This is a genomic window from Bradyrhizobium sp. 27S5 (genome assembly GCF_037217225.1).
GTDB lineage: Bacteria > Pseudomonadota > Alphaproteobacteria > Rhizobiales > Xanthobacteraceae > Bradyrhizobium > Bradyrhizobium septentrionale.
This window is the reverse complement of record NZ_CP147714.1, coordinates 8,384,814-8,403,968: the sequence shown is the minus strand read 5'-3', so window position 1 is coordinate 8,403,968 and position 19,155 is coordinate 8,384,814. Positions and strand designations below refer to the sequence as shown.

At 65.2% G+C, this 19,155-nt stretch carries 15 protein-coding genes; 5 read left to right on the top strand and 10 right to left on the bottom strand.

The features are described from left to right. Window positions 1-101 precede the first annotated feature (101 nt). The 4 genes from WDM24_RS39475 (at window position 102) to WDM24_RS39460 (ending at window position 6,463) form a co-directional block, all read left to right on the top strand. On the top strand, window positions 102-968 hold the full coding sequence (locus tag WDM24_RS39475) for a 3-keto-5-aminohexanoate cleavage protein (protein ID WP_338829547.1): 867 nt from the start codon (window positions 102-104) through the stop codon (window positions 966-968). A gap of 143 nt (window positions 969-1,111) precedes the next feature. Then, on the top strand, window positions 1,112-2,713 hold the full coding sequence (locus WDM24_RS39470) for an AMP-binding protein (protein ID WP_338829546.1): 1,602 nt from the start codon (window positions 1,112-1,114) through the stop codon (window positions 2,711-2,713). A gap of 145 nt (window positions 2,714-2,858) precedes the next feature. Then, the gene (locus tag WDM24_RS39465; protein WP_338829545.1) at window positions 2,859-4,487 is read left to right on the top strand and encodes an acyl-CoA carboxylase subunit beta; all 1,629 of its coding nucleotides are present in this window, start codon (window positions 2,859-2,861) and stop codon (window positions 4,485-4,487) included. Continuing rightward, window positions 4,484-6,463 (top strand): acetyl-CoA carboxylase biotin carboxylase subunit, encoded by a 1,980-nt coding sequence (locus tag WDM24_RS39460; protein ID WP_338829544.1) that lies wholly within the window; start codon window positions 4,484-4,486, stop codon window positions 6,461-6,463. The genes WDM24_RS39465 and WDM24_RS39460 overlap by 4 nt, the downstream gene beginning before the upstream one ends. 144 nt (window positions 6,464-6,607) lie before the next feature. Here the strand turns inward: WDM24_RS39460 and WDM24_RS39455 are convergent, their stop codons facing one another. From WDM24_RS39455 to WDM24_RS39415, 9 genes are all read right to left on the bottom strand, one after another. Further along, complete coding sequence (locus WDM24_RS39455) at window positions 6,608-7,603, bottom strand: dipeptide ABC transporter ATP-binding protein (RefSeq protein ID WP_338829543.1); 996 nt, start codon at window positions 7,601-7,603, stop codon at window positions 6,608-6,610. Next, a complete protein-coding gene (locus tag WDM24_RS39450) occupies window positions 7,600-8,613 on the bottom strand; it encodes an ABC transporter ATP-binding protein (RefSeq protein WP_338829542.1) in 1,014 nt (337 codons plus the stop codon). The genes WDM24_RS39455 and WDM24_RS39450 overlap by 4 nt, the downstream gene beginning before the upstream one ends. Then, on the bottom strand, window positions 8,613-9,506 hold the full coding sequence (locus tag WDM24_RS39445; protein WP_338829541.1) for an ABC transporter permease: 894 nt from the start codon (window positions 9,504-9,506) through the stop codon (window positions 8,613-8,615). Before WDM24_RS39445 ends, WDM24_RS39450 begins: the two co-directional genes overlap by 1 nt. A gap of 60 nt (window positions 9,507-9,566) precedes the next feature. Then, window positions 9,567-10,514: an ABC transporter permease gene (locus tag WDM24_RS39440; RefSeq protein ID WP_338829540.1), complete on the bottom strand. Its 948-nt coding sequence runs from the start codon at window positions 10,512-10,514 to the stop codon at window positions 9,567-9,569. Between the two features lie 35 nt (window positions 10,515-10,549). Next, window positions 10,550-12,145, bottom strand: coding sequence for an ABC transporter substrate-binding protein (locus tag WDM24_RS39435; protein WP_338829539.1), 1,596 nt, complete (start codon window positions 12,143-12,145; stop codon window positions 10,550-10,552). Window positions 12,146-12,599: 454 nt separating this feature from the next. After that, a complete protein-coding gene (locus tag WDM24_RS39430) occupies window positions 12,600-13,487 on the bottom strand; it encodes a TauD/TfdA family dioxygenase (protein WP_338829538.1) in 888 nt (295 codons plus the stop codon). A 79-nt stretch (window positions 13,488-13,566) separates the two neighbouring features. Next, window positions 13,567-14,265: a DUF2270 domain-containing protein gene (locus tag WDM24_RS39425; RefSeq protein ID WP_338829537.1), complete on the bottom strand. Its 699-nt coding sequence runs from the start codon at window positions 14,263-14,265 to the stop codon at window positions 13,567-13,569. 122 nt (window positions 14,266-14,387) lie between these two features. Next, the gene (locus tag WDM24_RS39420) at window positions 14,388-15,938 is read right to left on the bottom strand and encodes an AMP-binding protein (protein WP_338829536.1); all 1,551 of its coding nucleotides are present in this window, start codon (window positions 15,936-15,938) and stop codon (window positions 14,388-14,390) included. Window positions 15,939-15,977: 39 nt separating this feature from the next. Further along, the gene (locus WDM24_RS39415) at window positions 15,978-17,132 is read right to left on the bottom strand and encodes an iron-containing alcohol dehydrogenase (protein WP_338829535.1); all 1,155 of its coding nucleotides are present in this window, start codon (window positions 17,130-17,132) and stop codon (window positions 15,978-15,980) included. Between the two features lie 1,174 nt (window positions 17,133-18,306). Between WDM24_RS39415 and WDM24_RS39410 the strand changes: the two genes are divergently transcribed. Further along, window positions 18,307-18,609, top strand: a complete 303-nt coding sequence (locus WDM24_RS39410) for a DUF6916 family protein (RefSeq protein WP_245284638.1) — start codon at window positions 18,307-18,309, stop codon at window positions 18,607-18,609. On the opposite strand, the gene WDM24_RS39405 is transcribed toward WDM24_RS39410, so the two are convergent. Then, window positions 18,591-19,148, bottom strand: coding sequence for a GNAT family N-acetyltransferase (locus WDM24_RS39405; RefSeq protein WP_338829534.1), 558 nt, complete (start codon window positions 19,146-19,148; stop codon window positions 18,591-18,593). The two genes, WDM24_RS39410 and WDM24_RS39405, sit on opposite strands and share 19 nt — an antisense overlap. Between the last annotated feature and the right edge of the window lie 7 nt (window positions 19,149-19,155).

The window sequence follows — 19,155 nt, the reverse complement described above, 5'->3', positions numbered from 1 at the left end:
CATCGACTTAGCCAGTCAACGCAAGATGGCGCGCCGGCAAATTTCTCATCATGGGAAAACCAACGGCGCATGTGCGCTGCAACCCGGACAAGCGAGACGCCATGAGCGACAAGGCCGTCATCACCTGCGCGCTGAATGGCGTGCTTACCGACCCGAAGCAGCACAACGTCCCGGTGACGCCGGAACAGATGGCGCGCGAGGCCAGGGCCGCGTTCAACGCCGGCGCCAGCATCATGCACATCCATCTGCGCCAGCAGGAGCCGAACAAGGGTCACTTGCCGTCATGGGAGGTCAATGTCAGCAAGGACATCCAGCAGGCGATCCGCGAGGCCTGCCCGGGCGTGATCATCAATCACACCACGGGGACCTCGGGCCCGAACTACCAGGGCGCGCTCGACTGCGTGCGCGAGACCAAACCCGAGATCGCCGCCTGCAACGCCGGCTCGCTGAACTATCTGAAGGTCAAGGCCGACAACACCTGGGCCTGGCCGCCGATGATGTTCGATAACGCGGTCGAGAAGGTGCAGGACTATCTCGACGTGATGAAGGTCGCCGGCACCATCCCCGAATTCGAATGCTTCGATGTCGGCATCGTGCGCTGCGTCGGCATGTACCGGCAGACCGGCATGTATTCCGGCCCGCTCGAATACAATTTCGTCATGGGTGTCGCCTCGGGCATGCCGGCCGATCCGGAGCTGTTGCCGATCCTCTTGAAGCTGAAGGTGCCGGACGCGCATTGGCAGGTCACCGCGATCGGCCGCGGCGAGATCTGGCCGCTGCACCAGCGCGCCGCCGATCTCGGCGGCCATCTGCGCAGCGGGCTGGAGGATACGTTCTATCTCGGCGACGGGACCAAGGTGACCTCGAACGGGCAGCTCGTCGAAGGGCTCGCCGCCTGTGCGCGCCGTGCCGGCCGCGAGATCGCGAGCCCGGCGGAGGCGCGGCAGATTTTTGGGGTCAGGCATTAATCGTCAACCCCGCCGTCATTGCGAGCGGAGCGAAGAAATCCATCTTGCCGCGCGGGAAGAATGGATTGCCTCGTCGCTTCAGCGCAAAATTGCTTTGCAATTTTGTCGCGAGCTCCTCGCAATGACGATGGAGGAGGAAACACATGGACAACCTCTTAGCAACCGGCGGCGTCACGGGGCCGGGCCGCATCGGGCGGGTCGCGATCGGCGACCTGCTGAAGCGCGCGGCGCGGCGGTTTCCGGATCGCGTCGCGCTGACCGACGGCGGCAGGCAAGTCACCTTCACCGAGCTCGAGCGCGACGCCAATCGCTTTGCCAATCATCTGGTGCAGCGCGGGCTGAAGCCGGGCGAAAAGATCTCTACCATCAGCAACAATTCCGTCGAGTTCGTCAAAGCGCTGTTCGGCATCCACCGCGCCGGCCTGGTCTGGGTGCCGATCAACACCATGCTCGGGCCGTCTGACATGGACTACATCCTCGGCCATGCCGAGGTGCGCTTTGCCATCATCGATGACAATCTCCATGCCCAGGCTGACCGGCGCGCCGCGCTGGAAGCGCGCGGCATGGAGATGATCGCGATCGACCTGACCGGCAATGCCGGCAGGACCGGACTGCAAAGCTTCAACGAGCTCGTGGAAGGGCAATCCGACATCGAGCCCGAGATCGAGATCAACGACCGCGATCTTGCGATGATCATCTACACGTCGGGCACGACCTCGCGGCCGAAGGGCGCGATGCATTGCCACCTCGCCGTGGTCATGGCCGTGATGAGCAACTGCATCGAGATGCAGCTCTCGCGCGACGACGGGATCACCGGGCAGTTTCCGCTGTTCCACTGCGCCGGCCATGTGCTGCTGCTCAGCTACCTCTCGGTCGGCGGCCGCATGGCGCTGATGCGCGGCTTCGATCCGGTCGTCTGCATGGAGGCGATCGTTCGCGACCGGCTCACCGTGTTCGTCGGCCTGTCGCTGATGTACCAGGCGATCCTCGATCACCCGCGCCGGCGCGAATACGACCTGTCGGGCTTGCGCTGCTGCATCTACACCATGGCGCCGATGGGCAAGCCGCTGCTCGAGCGCGCGATGGCGGACATGTGCCCGAACTTCGTGCTGTCCAGCGGCCAGACCGAGATGTATCCGGCAACGACGATGTCGCGGCCCGAGGTGCAGCTCGACCGTTTCGGCAACTACTGGGGCGAGTCGCTTGTTGTCAACGAGACCGCGATCATGGATGACAACGGCAACCTGCTGCCGCGCGGCGAGATCGGCGAGCTGGTGCATCGCGGGCCCAATGTGATGATGGGCTATTACAAGGATCCCAAATCGACCGAGGAGGCGCGCAAGTTCGGCTGGCACCATACCGGCGATCTGGCCCTGATCGATGCGAATGGCGAGGTGCTGTTCCTCGACCGCAAGAAGGACATGATCAAGTCGGGCGGTGAGAATGTCGCCTCCGTCAAGATCGAGGAGACGCTGCTCGCGCATCCCGCCGTGCAGAACGCCGCCGTGGTGGGCCTGCCGCATCCGCAATGGGGCGAGGCGGTTTCCGCCTTCGTCAAGCTGAAACCCGGCGCGGTGGCTGACGAGGCCGGTATCGAAGCGCATTGCAGAAAGCATCTCGGCGGCTTCCAGGTGCCGAAGCTGGTGCGTATCCTCGAGGAAATGCCGATGACCGCGACCGGCAAGCTGCGCAAGGTCGAGCTGCGGCAGCAATACAGCGGGCATTTCGACGGAAAGAGTGCATGATGATGGCTATCCCCACCCTCGTCATTCCGGGGCGCGCGCAGCGCGAACCACAGATGCGCACTGCGCATCGGGGAATCTCGCGTAACGACCTCGAGATTCCGGGTTCGATGCGTTCGCATCGCCCCGGAATGACGGAGCAAGTTTGATGGCCATCATCGAGAACACCATCGCCACCGGCAGCGCCGGCTTCCAGGGCAATCGCGACGGCATGCTGGCGCTGATCGCCCGGATGCGGGGGCTGGAGGAGCGGACCCGCGCGGCCTCCGCCGCGGCGAAGGACCGCTTCCACAAGCGCGGCCAGCTGCTGCCGCGCGAGCGCGTTGCGCTGGTGCTCGATCCCGGCTCGCCCTTCCTCGAACTGTCGACGCTCGCCGGCTACATGTTCGACGTGGCTGACGCCGACAAGAGCGTGCCCGGCGGCGGGCTGGTCGCCGGCATCGGCTTCGTCTCCGGCATCCGCTGCATGGTCAGCGCCAACGATGCCGGCATCGATGCCGGCGCGCTGCAGCCCTATGGCCTCGACAAGACGTTGCGGGTGCAGGAGCTCGCGCTGGAGAACAAGCTGCCCTATGTGCAACTCGTCGAGAGCGCCGGCGCCAATCTGCTGCGTTATCGGGTCGAGGATTTCGTCCGCGGCGGCAACATCTTCCGCAATCTCGCGCGGCTGTCGGCGGCGGGGCTTCCCGTTGTCACGGTGACACACGGTTCCTCGACCGCGGGCGGCGCGTATCAGACGGGTCTCTCCGATTACATCGTGATGGTGCGCGGCCGCACCCGCGCCTTCCTGGCCGGGCCACCCTTGCTGAAGGCCGCCACCGGCGAGATCGCGACCGAGGAGGAGCTCGGCGGCGCCGAGATGCACACCTCGATCTCCGGCCTTGGCGATTATCTCGCTGAGGACGACCGCGATGCGCTGCGCATCGCGCGCGACATCATGGCCAAGCTGCCATGGGATGGTCCTTGGGACCGACCGGCGTCCGAACCCGGCGCGTTCAAGCCGCCGCGCTATGACGCCGAAGAACTGCTCGGAATCATGCCGATGGACCACAAGCGTCCCGTCGACATGCGTCAGGCGATCGCGCGCTTCATCGACGATTCCGATTTCACCGAATTCAGCGCCAATTACGGCCCGGCGACGGTCTGCGGTCATGCCCGCATCGAAGGGCAGGCGATCGGCATCATCACCAACAACGGCCCGCTCGATGTGCCCGGCGCCAACAAGGCGACCCATTTCATCCAGGCCTGCTGCCAGTCGCGCACGCCGATCCTCTATATGAACAACACCACCGGCTACATGGTGGGCAAGGCCTATGAAGAGGCCGGCATGATCAAGCACGGCTCCAAGATGATCCAGGCGGTGACGTCGGCAACGGTGCCGCAGATCACGCTGTATTGCGGTGCCTCGTTCGGCGCCGGCAATTACGGCATGTGCGGCCGCGGCTTCCATCCGCGCTTTTGCTTCTCTTGGCCCAACGCCAAGACCGCGGTGATGGGCGGCGAGCAGGCCGCCGAAACCATGGCGATCGTCACTGAGGCGGCGGCCGCGCGGCGCGGCAAGCCGATCGAGAAGGAGAAGCTGGAGGCGATGAAGGCGCAGATCACCGGCGTATTCGACGGCCAGATGGACGTGTTCTCGACCAGCGCCCGCGTGCTCGACGACGGCGTGATCGATCCGCGCGACACCCGCAGCGTGCTCGCCGAGGTGCTGGCGATCTGCCGCGAGGCGGAGGCGCGCACCCCGCAGCGCATGCAGTTCTCGGTGGCGCGGCCATGAGCGGGGCAATTGTGAAGCGGACACCGTTCTTCAAGATCCTGATCGCGAACCGCGGCGAGATCGCGCTGCGCATCATGCGTACGGCGCGGCGGCTCGGTTATGGCGTGGTCGCGGTCTATTCCGACGCCGATCGCGACGCGCTGCATTTGCGCGAGGCCGACCAAGCGGTACGGATCGGCGAGGCGCTGCCGGCCCAATCCTATCTGAAGATGGACGCGATCATCGCAGCCGCCAAGGCGAGCGGCGCCGGCGCGGTGCATCCCGGCTACGGCTTCCTCGCCGAAAACGAGGATTTCGCGCAGGGCTGCCGCGATGCCGGGCTGGTGTTCATCGGCCCGTCGCCGGAAGCGATCCGTGCGATGGGCAACAAGGCCGGCGCCAAGGAGATCATGCAAAAGGCCGGCGTGCCCTGCGTGCCCGGCTATCAGGGCGCCGAACAGGGCGATACCGCGATGCTGGCGGAGGCTAAGGCAATCGGCTTTCCGGTCATGATCAAGGCGGTCGCCGGTGGCGGCGGCCGCGGCATGCGGCTCGTCGCGGACGCCGCGGCATTTCCGGACGCGCTGCGCAGCGCGCGGTCGGAGGCGCAGGGCGCGTTCGGCGATCCCACCGTGATCCTGGAGCGCGCGATCGTCGATCCCCGCCACATCGAGATCCAGGTGTTCGGCGATCGCTATGGCAACGCCATCCATCTCGGCGAGCGCGATTGCTCGGTGCAGCGGCGGCACCAGAAGCTGATCGAGGAGGTGCCGTCGCCGGCGGTGACACCGGAGCTGCGCGCACGGATGGGTGCGGTCGCCGTGCAGGCGGTCAAGGCGATCGGCTATGAGGGCGCCGGCACGCTGGAATTCCTGCTCGATCGCGCCGGAAATTTCTACTTCATGGAGATGAACACGCGGCTTCAGGTCGAGCATCCCGTCACCGAGGCGATCACCGGGCTCGATCTGGTCGAGCTGCAGCTCAGCGTCGCCGGCGGTGAGCCGCTTGGCCTCAAGCAGGAGGATATCACCTTCTCCGGTCACGCCATCGAGGTGCGGCTGTGCTCGGAAGACGCCGGGCACGACTTCGTGCCGCAATCCGGCACGATGGCGCGGTGGCAGATGCCCGATGGCATCCGCGTCGAGCACGCGCTGCAATCAGGCTCGGAGATTCCGCCGTTCTATGATTCGATGATCGCCAAGGTCATCAGCCATGGCGCGACCCGGGACGAGGCGCGCGGCAAGCTGATCTGCGCCCTGGAACAGGTCACGGCCTTCGGCGTCACCACCAATCAGGGTTTCCTGATCGACTGCCTGCGTCATCCGGTCTTTGCCAAGGGCGAGGCGACCACGGCCTTCATCGGCAACAACCGCGATGTGTTGCTGGCGCCGCGGCCGGATCGGAGCAGCGACCTCGCGCTGGCGGCGCTGCTGCTCTACGTCACCAATCCGCACGCACCGCCTTGGCAGCGTGGCCGGTCGCTGTCGGCGACGTTCCCGCTTGGCCTGCGGATTGATCTCGGCCACGGCGCGCAGGAGATCGAGATTTTCCGCGAGCGCGACGGCGGTTACGTCGCGACCCGCAACGGCGATCGCTTCAGCTTCGAGATCGATGAGCTCGATCAGGACAGCATCCGCTTCCATCACGATGGCTTGATGGAGCAGGCCAAGTTCCTGCGCGAGGGCGATCGGCTCTACATCTTGCACCGTGGCGTCACGCTATCGGCCCGCGATCTCACGCTCGCCCCGCCGGAGAGCGCGTCGGCCGCCGGAGGCGATGGCAAGGTCCGCGCCGCCATGAACGGCCGGGTCGTCGCGGTGCTGGTGAAGGCGGGCGACAAGGTCGCGGCCGGCCAGCCGGTGATGACGCTGGAAGCGATGAAGATGGAGCACGTCCACACCGCCGGCGTCGCGGGCACGGTGTCGTCGATTGACGTTGCCGAGGGCGAGCAGGTGACGTCAGGGAAGATCGTGGTGGAGATCGAGGCGGCCGCATAACCGTCCGTCGTCCCGGGCAAGCGGAGCGCGACCCGGGACCCATAACCACCGATGCTGATTGTTAAAGCGCGCTGGGGCCGCAGCTCGTTGCAGCAACTAGCATTTGTGGCTCTGGGTCCCGACCTTCGCCGGGACGACACTGAGTTACTGATCAATCCACCCGGTCCCGTCATTCAGCCAGCAGGCGACCTGATGACCCGTGCCCGCCGTTTGCAGCACCGGGCGCTCGGTCTTGCAGCGATCGATCGCGTAGCGGCAGCGGGTGTGGAAGGCGCAGCCCGAGGGAGGGTTGATCGGGCTCGGCACGTCGCCGTCGATCATCGGTGCGAGCCGCTTGGCCTTGGGGTCGGCGATCGGCACCGAGGCGAGCAGCGCCTGGGTGTAGGGATGGCGCGGATTGGCGAACAACTCGTGCTTGTCGGCGATCTCGACAATGCGGCCGAGATACATCACCGCGACGCGGTGGCTGATATGGGCGACGACCGCGAGATCGTGCGCGATGAAGAGGTAGGAAAAATTCTGCTGGCGCTGCAGGTCGATCAGCAAATTGATCACCTGCGCCTGGATCGAAACGTCGAGCGCGGAGACCGGTTCGTCGCAGACGATCAGCCGCGGGCCAAGCGACAGCGCGCGTGCGATGCAGATGCGCTGGCGCTGCCCGCCGGAGAATTGGTGCGGGAAATTCTTCATCTGGTCGGGCCGCAGGCCGACCTGCTGGAACAATTCCGCGACGCGTTCCTGCTTCTTCGCGCCGGTCGCCAAGCCATGCACAATCAGGGGCTCGCCGACAATGTCGCCGGCCGTCATGCGCGGGTTGAGCGAGGCGAACGGGTCCTGGAACACGATCTGCATCGAGCGGCGATATGGCCGCAGCGCGGTCTTGCTGAGCGGTGCGATGTCCTCGCCATCCAGCTTGATCGCGCCGCTGGTCGGTTCGACCAGCCGTAGCACGGTGCGCGCCACCGTCGACTTGCCGCAGCCGGATTCGCCGACCAGGCCAAGCGTCTCGCCCGCGCCAAGCGAAAAGCTGACGCCGTCGACCGCATGCACGGTGCCGACCTGGCGGCGCAGCACGCCGCCGCGCACCGCGTAATGCTTGACGAGATCGGTGACCTCGAGGAGCGGGCGCTGCTCGGTCATGACGCCTCCGCCATCTCGCCGGCGCGCCAGCATGCCGCCCAGTGCTTGCTCTTGATTTCATCGAGCGGCGGATACTCCTGACGGCAGCGGTCGATCGCGAGCTTGCAGCGCGGCGCGAAGGCGCAGCCGGGCGGCAGATTGGTCAGCGACGGCACCATGCCGGGAATTTCGGTCAGTCGCGCATCGGTCTTCGCGCCGAGCGCGATCACCGCGGGCATCGAGGCCATCAGGCCGCGCGTGTAGGGATGCAGCGGTGTCTCGAACAGCGCCTCGACGGTAGCCTCCTCGACCTTCTTGCCGGCATACATCACGATCACGCGCTGCGCGGTCTGTGCGACGACGCCGAGGTCATGGGTGATCAGGATCAGCCCGGTGCCGAGCCGCTTCTGCAGATCGACGATCAGCGCGAGGATCTGCGCCTGGATGGTGACGTCGAGCGCCGTGGTCGGCTCGTCCGCGATCAACAGCGCCGGCCGGCACGCCAACGCCATCGCGATCATGGCGCGCTGGCGCATGCCGCCAGACAGCTGATGCGGATATTCCTGCGCGCGGCGCTCCGGCTCCGGAATGCGCACCAGCCGCAGCATGTCGACGGCCTGTTTCCAGGCCTCCTTGCTGCTCACCTTCTGATGCAGGCGCACCGCCTCGATGATCTGGTCGCCGATCCGCATCACCGGATTGAGCGACGTCATCGGCTCCTGGAAGATCATCGAGATGCGGTTGCCCCTGATGTCGCGCATCGCGGCATCGTCGAGCTTCAAGAGGTCGGTGCCCTCGAGCGTGACCGAGCCGCCGACGATGCGACCGGGCGGATCGGGCACCAGGCGCATGATCGAGAGCGCGCTGACGCTCTTGCCGCAGCCGGATTCGCCGACGATCGCCAGCGTCTCGCCACGGCCGACCGAGAACGAGACGTCGTCGACCGCGCGGAACAGGCCGGAATTGGTGAAGAACACCGTCTGCAGGTTCTTCACATCGAGAACCGTGTCTGCCGTATCAGCCTCGCTCATCAGCCGCGCTGCCTCGGATCGAGGATATCGCGCAACGCGTCGCCGAACAGATTGGTGCCGAACACCGCGAGACTGATGGCAATGCCAGGAAAGATCACCAGCCACGGCGCGGTGCGGACGTATTCGGCGGCGGATTCCGACAGCATGCGACCCCAGGAGGGATAAGGCTCGGGGATGCCGAGGCCGAGGAATGACAGCGACGCCTCGGTCAGGATGGTCGAGCCGAGTTGCGCGGTGGCGAGCACGATCAGCGGTGCGATGGTGTTCGGCAGCACATGGCGCAACGCGATCCGCGTCTCGCTCATGCCGATCGATTTGGCCGCCTCGACGAACGGCTGCTCGCGCAGCGCCAGCGTGTTGGCGCGGATCACCCGGGCGACGGTCGGGATCAAGGGGATTGCGATCGCAAGGATCACGTTCGGCAGCGAGGGACCGAGCGCCGCGGTCATGACAAGCGCGAGCACCAGCAGCGGCAGCGATTGCAGGATGTCGGTCACCCGCTGGAACACGAGGTCGACCCAGCCGGAAAGATAGCCGGAGGTGAGACCCACGATCACGCCAAGCGTGGCGCCCAGGGTCGTGGAGCCGATGCCGACCGCGAGCGAAATCCGTGCGCCATGGACGATGCGGCTCCAGACGTCGCGGCCAAAGGAATCGGTGCCAAACCAGTGCAGCATGGAGGGCGCGGCCAACCGGTGCGCGGAATCGACGCTGAGCGGGTCGTAGCGGCTGATGACGTTGGCTGATATCGCGGTCAGCACGAACAGCAGCATGATGATCAGGCCGATGGTGCCAAGCACGTGGCGCTGCGCGAGGAAGGCAAGCCGCCCCCAGCCGCCGGTGGCGTTGGCCCCGGCGCGTCGCAGTTCACTTTCGAAATTGATCGTCGCCATCGGGCTCTCTATTTGAGCATGATCTTATCGGAAAGCCGGTTCCCACTTTTCCGGATCATGCTAGTCCCCAAACCGGATGCGCGGGTCGATCGCCGCATAGAGCATGTCGACAATGAAATTCACCACAACCACGACCACCGCGATGAACATCACAAGGTTCTGCACGATCGGGTAGTCGCGCCAGCGCAGTGCCTCGACCAGGAAGCGGGCGATGCCGGGGATGTTGAACACGGTTTCCGTCACGATCAGGCCGCCGATCAGGAACGCGGCCTCGATGCCGATCACGGTGATGACCGGCAGCACGGCGTTCTTCAGCGCGTGGTGATAGTTCACGGAGGCCTCGGAGGCGCCCTTGGCGCGCGCGGTGCGGATATAGTCCTGGCGCAAGATTTCCAGCATCGAGGAGCGGGTGATGCGCATGGTCAGTGCCGCGCTGCGGAAGGCGACTGCCATCGCCGGCACGGCATAGATCGCGAATGCCTCGGTCCAGGTTTTCGGGTTGGGGTTGAAGATCGGCATCGTGCCGAACAGCGAGACCGAGGCCATCAGGACCAGCAGGCCGAGCCAGAACGACGGCAGCGACAGGCCGCTGAGGCTGACCACGCGCAGCGCGTAGTCGAGCTTTGAACCCTGGTGCACGGCGCTGATGACGCCGAGCGGGATGCCGATCGAGGCCGAGAACAGCAGCGCCAGCCCAGCAAGCCGCGCGGTGATCGGAATCCGCGGCAGGATTTCCTCCAGCGCCGGTTTTTCCGAGACATAGGAATAACCGAGGTCGCCGCGCAGCAGGCCGCCGATCCAGTGCAGGTACTGGATCACGATCGGCTGGCTCAGGCCGAGCTCGCGCTCGAGATTGGCCTTGTCGGCGGGATCGACGAAGCCCGCGGCATCGAACAGGATGTCGACGATGTTGCCCGGAACGACCCGCAGCAGCACGAAGATGATGACCGAGATCCCGAACAGGGTCACGAGCATCAGGAATAGCCGCCGCACGATATAGGCAAACACCCTGGCTCTCTCCCCGGTCTCGAATCTTCTTCGCGCTACTTGTCCAGCCAGACGTCTTCGTAACGATAGCCGTTATAGGAGCTGTTGGACATGATCGTGACATTCTTCACGTAGGGTTGCCAGCAGGTGCCGGTGCGGGCATGGAAGATGATTGGACGCGCGACGTCTTCCTGCAGCTTCTTGTCGATCTCCCAGACCAGCTTCTTGCGCTTGTCGAGGTTGGTCTCTTCCGACTGCTGGTCGAACAGCTTCTCGATGTCCTTGTTGCAATAATTGGTGTAATTCCGCTCCGAGCCGCAGGCATAGTTCTCGTAGAAGGACTGATCGGGCTCGTCGACGGCATTGCCGGTGAGGTTGAGGCCGAGCGAATAGTCCTTGCGCGCGATCTTCGGGAACCACTGCGCGGTGTCGACGACGTCGAGCTCGGCGTCGATATAGATGCTCTTGATCTGGTCGATCAGGATGATCGCAGGATCGCGGTAGACCGCGATGTTGCGGGTCGACACCTTGATCTGCAGGTGCTTGTCCGGGCCGTAACCCGCCTTCTGCATCAGCTTGCGGGCTTCCTCGCGGTTCTTCTCGATGTCGGGGCCGTAGCCGGGGATCGATTCAAGCATGTCCTTGGGCATCGCCCACAGGCCGTCCGGTGCTGGCTCCATGGTGCCGCCGATATCGCCTTGGCCCTCGAACATGATCTGGATGAACGCCTTGCGGTCGAGCGCCAGCGCCAGCGCGCGGCGGATGTCGATGTTGTCGAATGGCGGTCCGCTCGAATTGATGATGATGTTGGTGGAGACGTTGTTCGGTTCCACCACGCAGACGGCATTGGGCGCCTGTGACTTGACGTCCTTGAGCAGCGGGATCGAGACCTCGGTCGGGAATGTCATGTCGAACTTGCCCGAGACGAAGCCGAGGATCGCCGTCGAGCGGTTGGTGATGATGGTGAACTCGATGCCGTCGAGATAGGGCAGGCCCTTCTTGAAGTAATCGGGGTTCTTGGTGAGCTTGATCGATTCGTTGGCCTTGAACTCGACGAACTTGAACGGGCCGGTGCCGACAGGCTTGGTTCGCATGTCGCCTGGCGACACGTGGCAGGGATAGATCGGCGTATAGCCCGAGGCGAGCAGCGACAATAGCGCGGGCTGCGGCCGCTTCAGCTTGAACGACGCCTCGAGATCACCGTTGGTGGTGACCTCGTCGACCTGGTCGTACCAGGATTTCCGCGGATTCTGCCGGAATTTTTGCTGCGACTTGCCCATCAGCATGTCGAATGTGCATTTGACGTCGGCCGCGGTGAATGGCTTGCCGTCGTGCCATTTCACGTCCTTGCGCAGCTTGAAGGTCAGCGTCTTGTTGTCGCCGCTCCAGGCCCAGCTCTCCGCAAGCTCGGGCCGGATCGTGCTGGCGCTGTTTTGGGCGATGTGCTGGTCGAAATTGACGAGATTGTTGAAGATCGGCATGAACGGCACGTTCAGCGAATAGGTCGCGCCCTCATGGATCGAGGCACGGCCGGGACTGTCGCGGTGATAGATCCTGAAGATGCCGCCTGATTTCGGTTCGGCTGCGAGTGAAGCGCCGCTGATGGTCAGCACAGACAACACCGCGACGGCCAGCGCTTGCACGCTCCGCATGGTCCCTCCCACATTTCGGTCTCAATGGCCGATTGGCATCGACGATACCACGGTGAGGCTGCCGGGCAACCAGCGAGGCTCGCGAAGGGATTGGCAATTCGGATGACGCCAGAGCATCAAAAATATCCAGGGACCGGGAATAATGCGTGTGATTACGGGGAACTCAGGTTGTTTTGCTATGTGGCGGCGAATCTCCGTTCGAATTTGATCGCTAATGGCGAGGCGCGCAGCGTGAAGCGCCCCGCAATCAGCGACAGTTTGTCGCCGATCCAATGACGGTGCTGACCCGTCATCCTGAGGAGCGCGGAACGCGCGTCTCGAAGGATGCACGGCCCCGCTGGTGGCCGATTCATCCTTCGAGGCTCGCCCAGCGGTGCAAGTGCACCGCAAGGCTCGCACCTCCAGCGACAAAGGCGAAGCCTTTGCGCGGGGATGACGGGGAAACGTATTACGTTCACTCCGCCGCCTGCGACGAGGGTGGGCTCACGCTCGCGACGCCATCGGCCTCGGTCGCGGAGATCGTGGTGCGGATCATCAGGCGGCCCTCATGCGCCGGCCAGGGGCGGCCGCGATGCATGGTGGCGCGATTGTCCCACATCACGACATCGCCCTGCTTCCATTGGTGCAGGTAGCTGACGCCGGGCGCGGTCGCAGCCTCCGTCAATTGCTCGATCAGCGCCTTGCCGGCCTCGGCATCCATGCCTTCGACGCCATAGGCGTGGGAGGCGAGATACAGCGCGCCGCGGCCGTTGACGGGATTGCGCCAGACCATGCGCCAGCATACCGGCGGCAGCGCATCGGTTTCCTCGGTCGTTGCGAGCCCCGTCGCCACCTTGCTGCGCGAATGCGCGTAGGAGTGCCAGGCGAACGAATTCTCCAGCCGCTTCGCCACGTCCTTGTCGAGCCGCTCGAAGGCAAGCCGCATCGAGACGAATTCGGTCTCGCCGCCATGTTCGGGGATGATGCGCGCGGACAGGATCGAGGTCAGCGCCGGCACGCGCTTGAACGAGGAGTCGGTGTGCCAGAGCTGGTTGGCCCTGGCGCGCAGCTGCTGCCGGTGATCGGACGGAACGACCTTGCCGTCGGGCCCGAAGGTCGAGAGGATCACGAAATGCGAGCCGGTGCCCATCGAGCCGACCTTGGTCACCTCGGGCGGGCCGAAGCGGCGCGAGAAGGCGAGCTGGATGTCGTCGTCGACCTGTTGGCCGCGGAACACCAGCACCGAGTGTTCCTCGAACGCCGCACGCACCGCCGCATAGGCGGCATCGCTGGCGGCAACATCTGACAGCGTGACGCCGCGCAGTTCGGCTCCAAACCCCTGACGCAGTGGGATCACGTCCATCGGTTCATCCTCCCTGACTTTTCTTGTTGTGGTGAGGTTAGGGGAAAAGCCCGCCAGCGACAACGCGAGGCGCGGCACATCACCCCATCGCGATCAGGTTGTGACGCGTGCGCCGCCTGGCGACCTCCATGCGATGCGTGACGAAGGCGAATAGTGCCCAGCTCGAATGGAAAGCGACGCCGGCCAGAACGACGATGGTTCCCGGAATCGGACCGATCGAGGCGCGGTCCCAAATCTCCGCCATTGCGTTGAGTGGCAGCGGGTGAATTGCGAGCTTGCCGTAATAGGCGATGGCCTGGATCGCGAAGATCCAGCCATAGGTCCGGCGCAGCCGCCGGCCGATCGCACGGGCGTAACTGATATGATAGCTCGGGTGACGATAGTCGTTGGCCAGCAGCTCGGTCCAGGCCGAGTTCGGCGAGGGGCCTTCGCCGCGAATCATCGGCGCGTAGAAATCGGTTTCGAGCAGCCGCGCGCGGGCGCGCCAGACATTGAAGTAGCGGTAGCGCCGCGCCTCGAACAACAGGAACACGGTCACCAGCAGGCCGACCAGCACCATCGGCAGGGGTGAGGCCTCTGCGTTGCTGTAGGTCGCCGACAGCGCGATCCCGGTCGTGACAACTGCCCAGTTGGTCGAGCTGTCGAGGCGGGTGCGCCAGACCGTGCTGCGGTAGACCTCGCCGCGGTAGAGGTGGGCGAGAGCACCGATCTCGGCGGCGGTGAATTCGAGCTTTCCGGCCTGTACCGGCTCGGGCTCGCGCGGCTGGGGCGACGGCATGGCGGCCTCCGGCGAAGCTGGCTTGCGATTACCGAGCATAGCGCGAAATCCGCGCGACGGGCGAGTCCGTTGCGCCCTCCGGTCTGCCTCGCAGCATCGCTCCGGTCCGCCGCATCGCCCGCTCAGACGATCCGCGAGGTCTTGTTGCCCCAGTAGCGGTCGCGCAGCAGGCGCTTGTAGAGCTTTCCGGTCGGCAGCCGCGGCAGCTCGGCCTCGAAATCGACCGAGCGCGGCACCTTCTGGCGCGACAGCGCGCCGGCGCAGAATGCGATCAGCTCCTCGGCGAGTTCAGGCCCCGGCGCGATGCCGTCGGCCGGCTGCACCACCGCCTTCACCTCCTCGCCGAGATCGACATTGGGCACCCCGAACACCGCGGCGTCGGCGACCTTGGGATGGGTGATCAGGAGGTTCTCGCACTCCTGCGGATAAATGTTCACGCCGCCGGAGATGATCATGAAGGTGGCGCGGTCGGTGAGATAGAGGAAGTTGTCGTCATCGACATAGCCGACGTCGCCGACCGTGCTCATGCTGCCGTCCGCCGAGCGGGCTTCGCCGGTTTTTGCCGGATCGTTGAAATACTCGAAGGGCGAGCCGGTCTTGAACCAGACGGTGCCGGGCGTGCCCTTCGGGCAAGGCTGCATGTTCTCGTCGAGAATATGCAGGTCGCCGAGCAGCACCTTGCCGACGGTACCGCGATGCGCGAGCCATTCCTGGCTGTTGCAGGCGGTGAAGCCGAGACCTTCGGTCGCGCCGTAATATTCGTGGATGATCGGGCCCCACCATTTGATCATGTCGTCCTTGACCAGTGCCGGACAGGGCGCCGCGGCATGGATCGCGATCTCGAGCGACGACAGATCGTACCGGGTGCGAACCTCCTCGGGCAGCTTCAGCATGCGCGAGAACATGGTCGGCACCAGCTGGCTGTGGGTGATGCCCCATTTCTCGATCAGCTCGAGATAGCGCTCCGGATCGAAACTCTCCATGATGACGACGGTGCCGCCCATGCGGATGGTGAGATTGACCGCGGCCTGCGGCGCGGAGTGATAGAGCGGCGCCGGCGAGAGGTAGACCATGCCCTCGCGGTAGTGCCAGAGCTTGATCAGGAAATCGAACAGCGGCAGGTTTTGCCCCGGCGGCTCTTCCGGCAGCGGCCGCACGATGCCCTTGGGCCGGCCGGTGGTGCCGGACGAATACAGCATCGCGGTGCCCAGCGCCTCGTCCGCGATCGGGGTTGCCGGCAGGCCGGCCGTCGCCTGCGCGAGCCCGACGATGCGATCGCTTTCACTGTCGCCGTCGACCACGACGCAGAGCTCGACCTGCGGACACTCCTTCAGCGCCTCGCGCGCGATGTCGAGCTTCAGCCTCGAGGTGATCAGGACCCGCGACTGGCTGTTGGTCAGGATGTAGGCGAGCTCGCCCGGCGTGAGGAAGGAGTTGACGCAGGTGAAGTACAGGCCCGACCGCTCGCCGGCGCCGCAGGCCTCGAGGTAGCGGTTGTTGTTCTCCATGAAGATCGAATAGTGGTCGAGCCGTCGCAGGCCCTGCTTGCGGAACAAATGAGCGAGGCGGTTGCAGCGCGCCTCCAGCTCACGATAGGTAACGATCTCGCCGGTCCCGGCCATGATGAAGGCGGGTTGCAGCGGGCGCAGGTAAGCATGCGTGCCGGTATACATCGAACTTTATTTCCCCCTCACTCGCGACGTGATCATGCTTCAGGCGGCCATCATCAGAATCTCGCGGACCTGGGAGGGACCGTCGATCTTGCGCGGATTGCGCGGCACCCAGGGCGTGCGCATTGCGCCCGCCGCGATGCGGTCGAAATGCTCGGGGCTGACGCCGACCTCGTGGAGGCTGCGCGGCATGCCGAGGTCGCGGATGAAGCGGTCGAGCACGTCGCCGGCGTCCGCGCCGGGGTGAGCCATCGCAGCCGCGACCAGCGCCTGCCGGTCGTCATTGTCACGTTTGTTCCAGCGCATCACCGCAGGCAGCATCACGCATGACGTATAGCCATGCGGCACGTCGAACTCGGCGCCGAGCACGTAGCCGATGCCGTGGCTCGCACCCATCGGCACGCCGGAAGCGAGCGGGCCGGTCGAGAGCCAGGTGCCGATCTGGCAATCCATCCGCGCCGAAATGTCCTTCGGGTCGGCCTTCACCCGCGGCAGGCCCTGCGCCAGCATCTCCAGTCCCTTCAGCGCCTGCGCGTCGCCGTAAGGATGCGCCTCGCGCGAGCAGATGCCCTCGACGCAATGGTCGACGGCGCGGATGCCGGTCGACAGGAACAGCCAGTCCGGCGTGTGCACCGAGAGTTCAGGATCGAGGATGGTCGCGCGCGGCATCACCAGCGGGTGGCGCAGCATCTCCTTCTGCCGCTTGGCCTCGTTGGTGACGCCGGCGATCGAGGAGAACTCGCCGCCGGCGATCGTGGTCGGCACGCTGATCTGGCGCACGACAGGCGGCTTCATCTCGGGCGAAACGCCGCCATGGGTGCGGATCGCCTCGATGCCGTCGGATGTCGTGACGTTGTTGGCGAGGCAAAGCTGCACCGCCTTGGCGCCGTCGGTGATCGAGCCGCCGCCGATGGTGACGATCAGATCGGCTTTCGCATCACGCGCCTGTTCCGTCGCCGCGATGACCGCGGCACGCGGCGTGTGCGCCGGCATCTTGTCGAAGGTGCCGACGCAGCGCCCGCCGAGCGTCTGGCGGACCTTCTCGATCTCGTCGGTCTCGCGGTTCAGCGTCCCCGACACCATCAGGAAGGCGCGCTGTGCGCCCAGCCGGTCGAGCTGCTCGACGATCGCCTCAGCGGCGGGGCGCCCGAACACGACCTCGTCCATGGCGCCGAATACGACACGGCCTCGATGCACGCGCCTGTCCTCCCCTAAGATGCTCCGCCTTGCTGGCGGCGCTCTGCGGGGAGGTTAGCGGAGGAAATCGGGGTCGTCATCAGGTCCTCCGGGGCGCCCGATCGGAGGCGCCGCATCCACCGCGTCGTCCTGGCGAAAGTGGGCGAACCGTCATCCTGAGGAGCGGCGCCAGCCGCGTCTCGAAGGATCGACGGCCGCTAGCCGGGCCGTGCACCCTTCGAGGCTCGCCCAGCGGTGCAAGTGCACCGCAAGGCTCGCACCTCAGGATGACGGTATTGGCTGATTCAAGTGTCCGACAGCGAAAAGCATGCGCTTCCGCATCCTCGCGGCGCGCTGCGTCCGAGTCTTGCGTTTACTTGCCCTCTCTTAAGACAGAGGGCGCAGGGAAAGCCGGGTGCCGATCGCACCCATGGGCCCCGAGCAAAAGGTAGAAAGCTCGGGGGTAGGACCACAGGTGTAACCGGAAACACTCCGGCTTTCCCTGCGCGATGGGTTACGGCTTACTTCGCGCTCTCCCCGGCGAGACTGGGCTTGTTTGTCACCGCCTTCGCAAAGCGCTACGCGCTTTACGAGAGGACACCTGCCGCGAGGGCGTCAGGACCACACGACTTCACCGTCCGCATCACATGCGTTCGTCGCTTGCATGATCAGCGTCCACCGCATCCCACACCGCGTTCGTGACGATCGCGAAGCGCCCCTCGATCGGGTGAGACGGGCGGACCATACACCGAGTTGCAGTTCCGGTAAACGGAAATATTTTCGCTGAAGGGGCTTGCGCCGTCGGGCAACTCAGTGGCACGCGCGCGTGAGGGACACATCGGCGGCAGGGTTCCCTCTCCCCTTGCGGGAGAGGGTTAGGGAGAGGGGTGCCACACGACGCGCTCTCTCCGTATCTGTCACGGCGACAGCAAACGAAATTTTGCGAGGGCGGTGCGCTCATCGAACAGTTTAGCCCGGGGCCACCCCTCTCCCCAACCCTCCCCCGCAAGGGGGGAGGGAGCCTTGCCAGTGTGCTCACCTTACGTCATCCCGGGGCTCGCGAAGCGAGAGCCCTCAGGTGCGCAATTGCGCACCGGGAAATGACGATGAGAGCTTCGAGTTGGATGACTGACGGAAACCTTGACGGCAATATCGCGCGGCGTGTTACACGTCGCATGCAACTGGGAACGTGCGCATGACATCCACCGTCGACCTCGCGGCATTGCAGATTGATGACTTCACGCCGCACCAGGACGCGGAGTTCGAGATGCAGGCGGCGGAAGGCGTCGTGGCGCTGAAGCTTGCCAAGGTCGAGCCCGCGGGCAGCAGCGGCCGGCCGGGCGGCGCGTTCTCGCTGCTGTTCGCGGGCCCGAAGGGAGCCTGGCTGCCGCAGGCGATCTACTCCGTGCAGCATCCGGCGCTCGGCATGATGGAGATCTTCCTGGTGCCGATCGGGCCGGTCGCCGACGGCAACGGCTATCAGGCCATTTTCACCTGACGACCGGATATTCCTGCGGCGCGCCAGCGCATCAGATCGTACACGCCCTTGTCTTCCTCGGTGGTGAAGCCGAGCCGGCGGTAGAGCCGCATCGCCGGGTTGAATTTCTCGACATGGATCGAGACATCCTTGCCGGCTGCAGCAGCCTCGTCGATCGCGTCGCGCAACAGCGCCTCACCGTAGCCGTTGCCGCGATGGGCCGGAATGAAGGCGATGTCGATGATGCGGTGCTGGCTCGGCCAGCGCTCGATGTAGAGCCGGCCGATGTCCTCATCGTCGCGCGCGATCACCAGCCAGTCGGCATTTGGATAAAACTGCTGGTAGTGTGCGTGCTGGGCCTGGAATTGCTGCTCGAGAAAGGCCGCCTTGTCCGCCTCGCTCCACGGCACCGGCGCCAGTTCCTCGGCGCGGGTCGAGGCATAGAGCCGGCCGAGGAACGGCAGATCGGCCCCCGACAGGCGGCGAAACCGGCAACCGGATTCAGCCGCGCGCGCCCAGCCGAATGCAGGTGCGTCAGTGGGGGAAGCGGGGAGCGCCAAAACGACC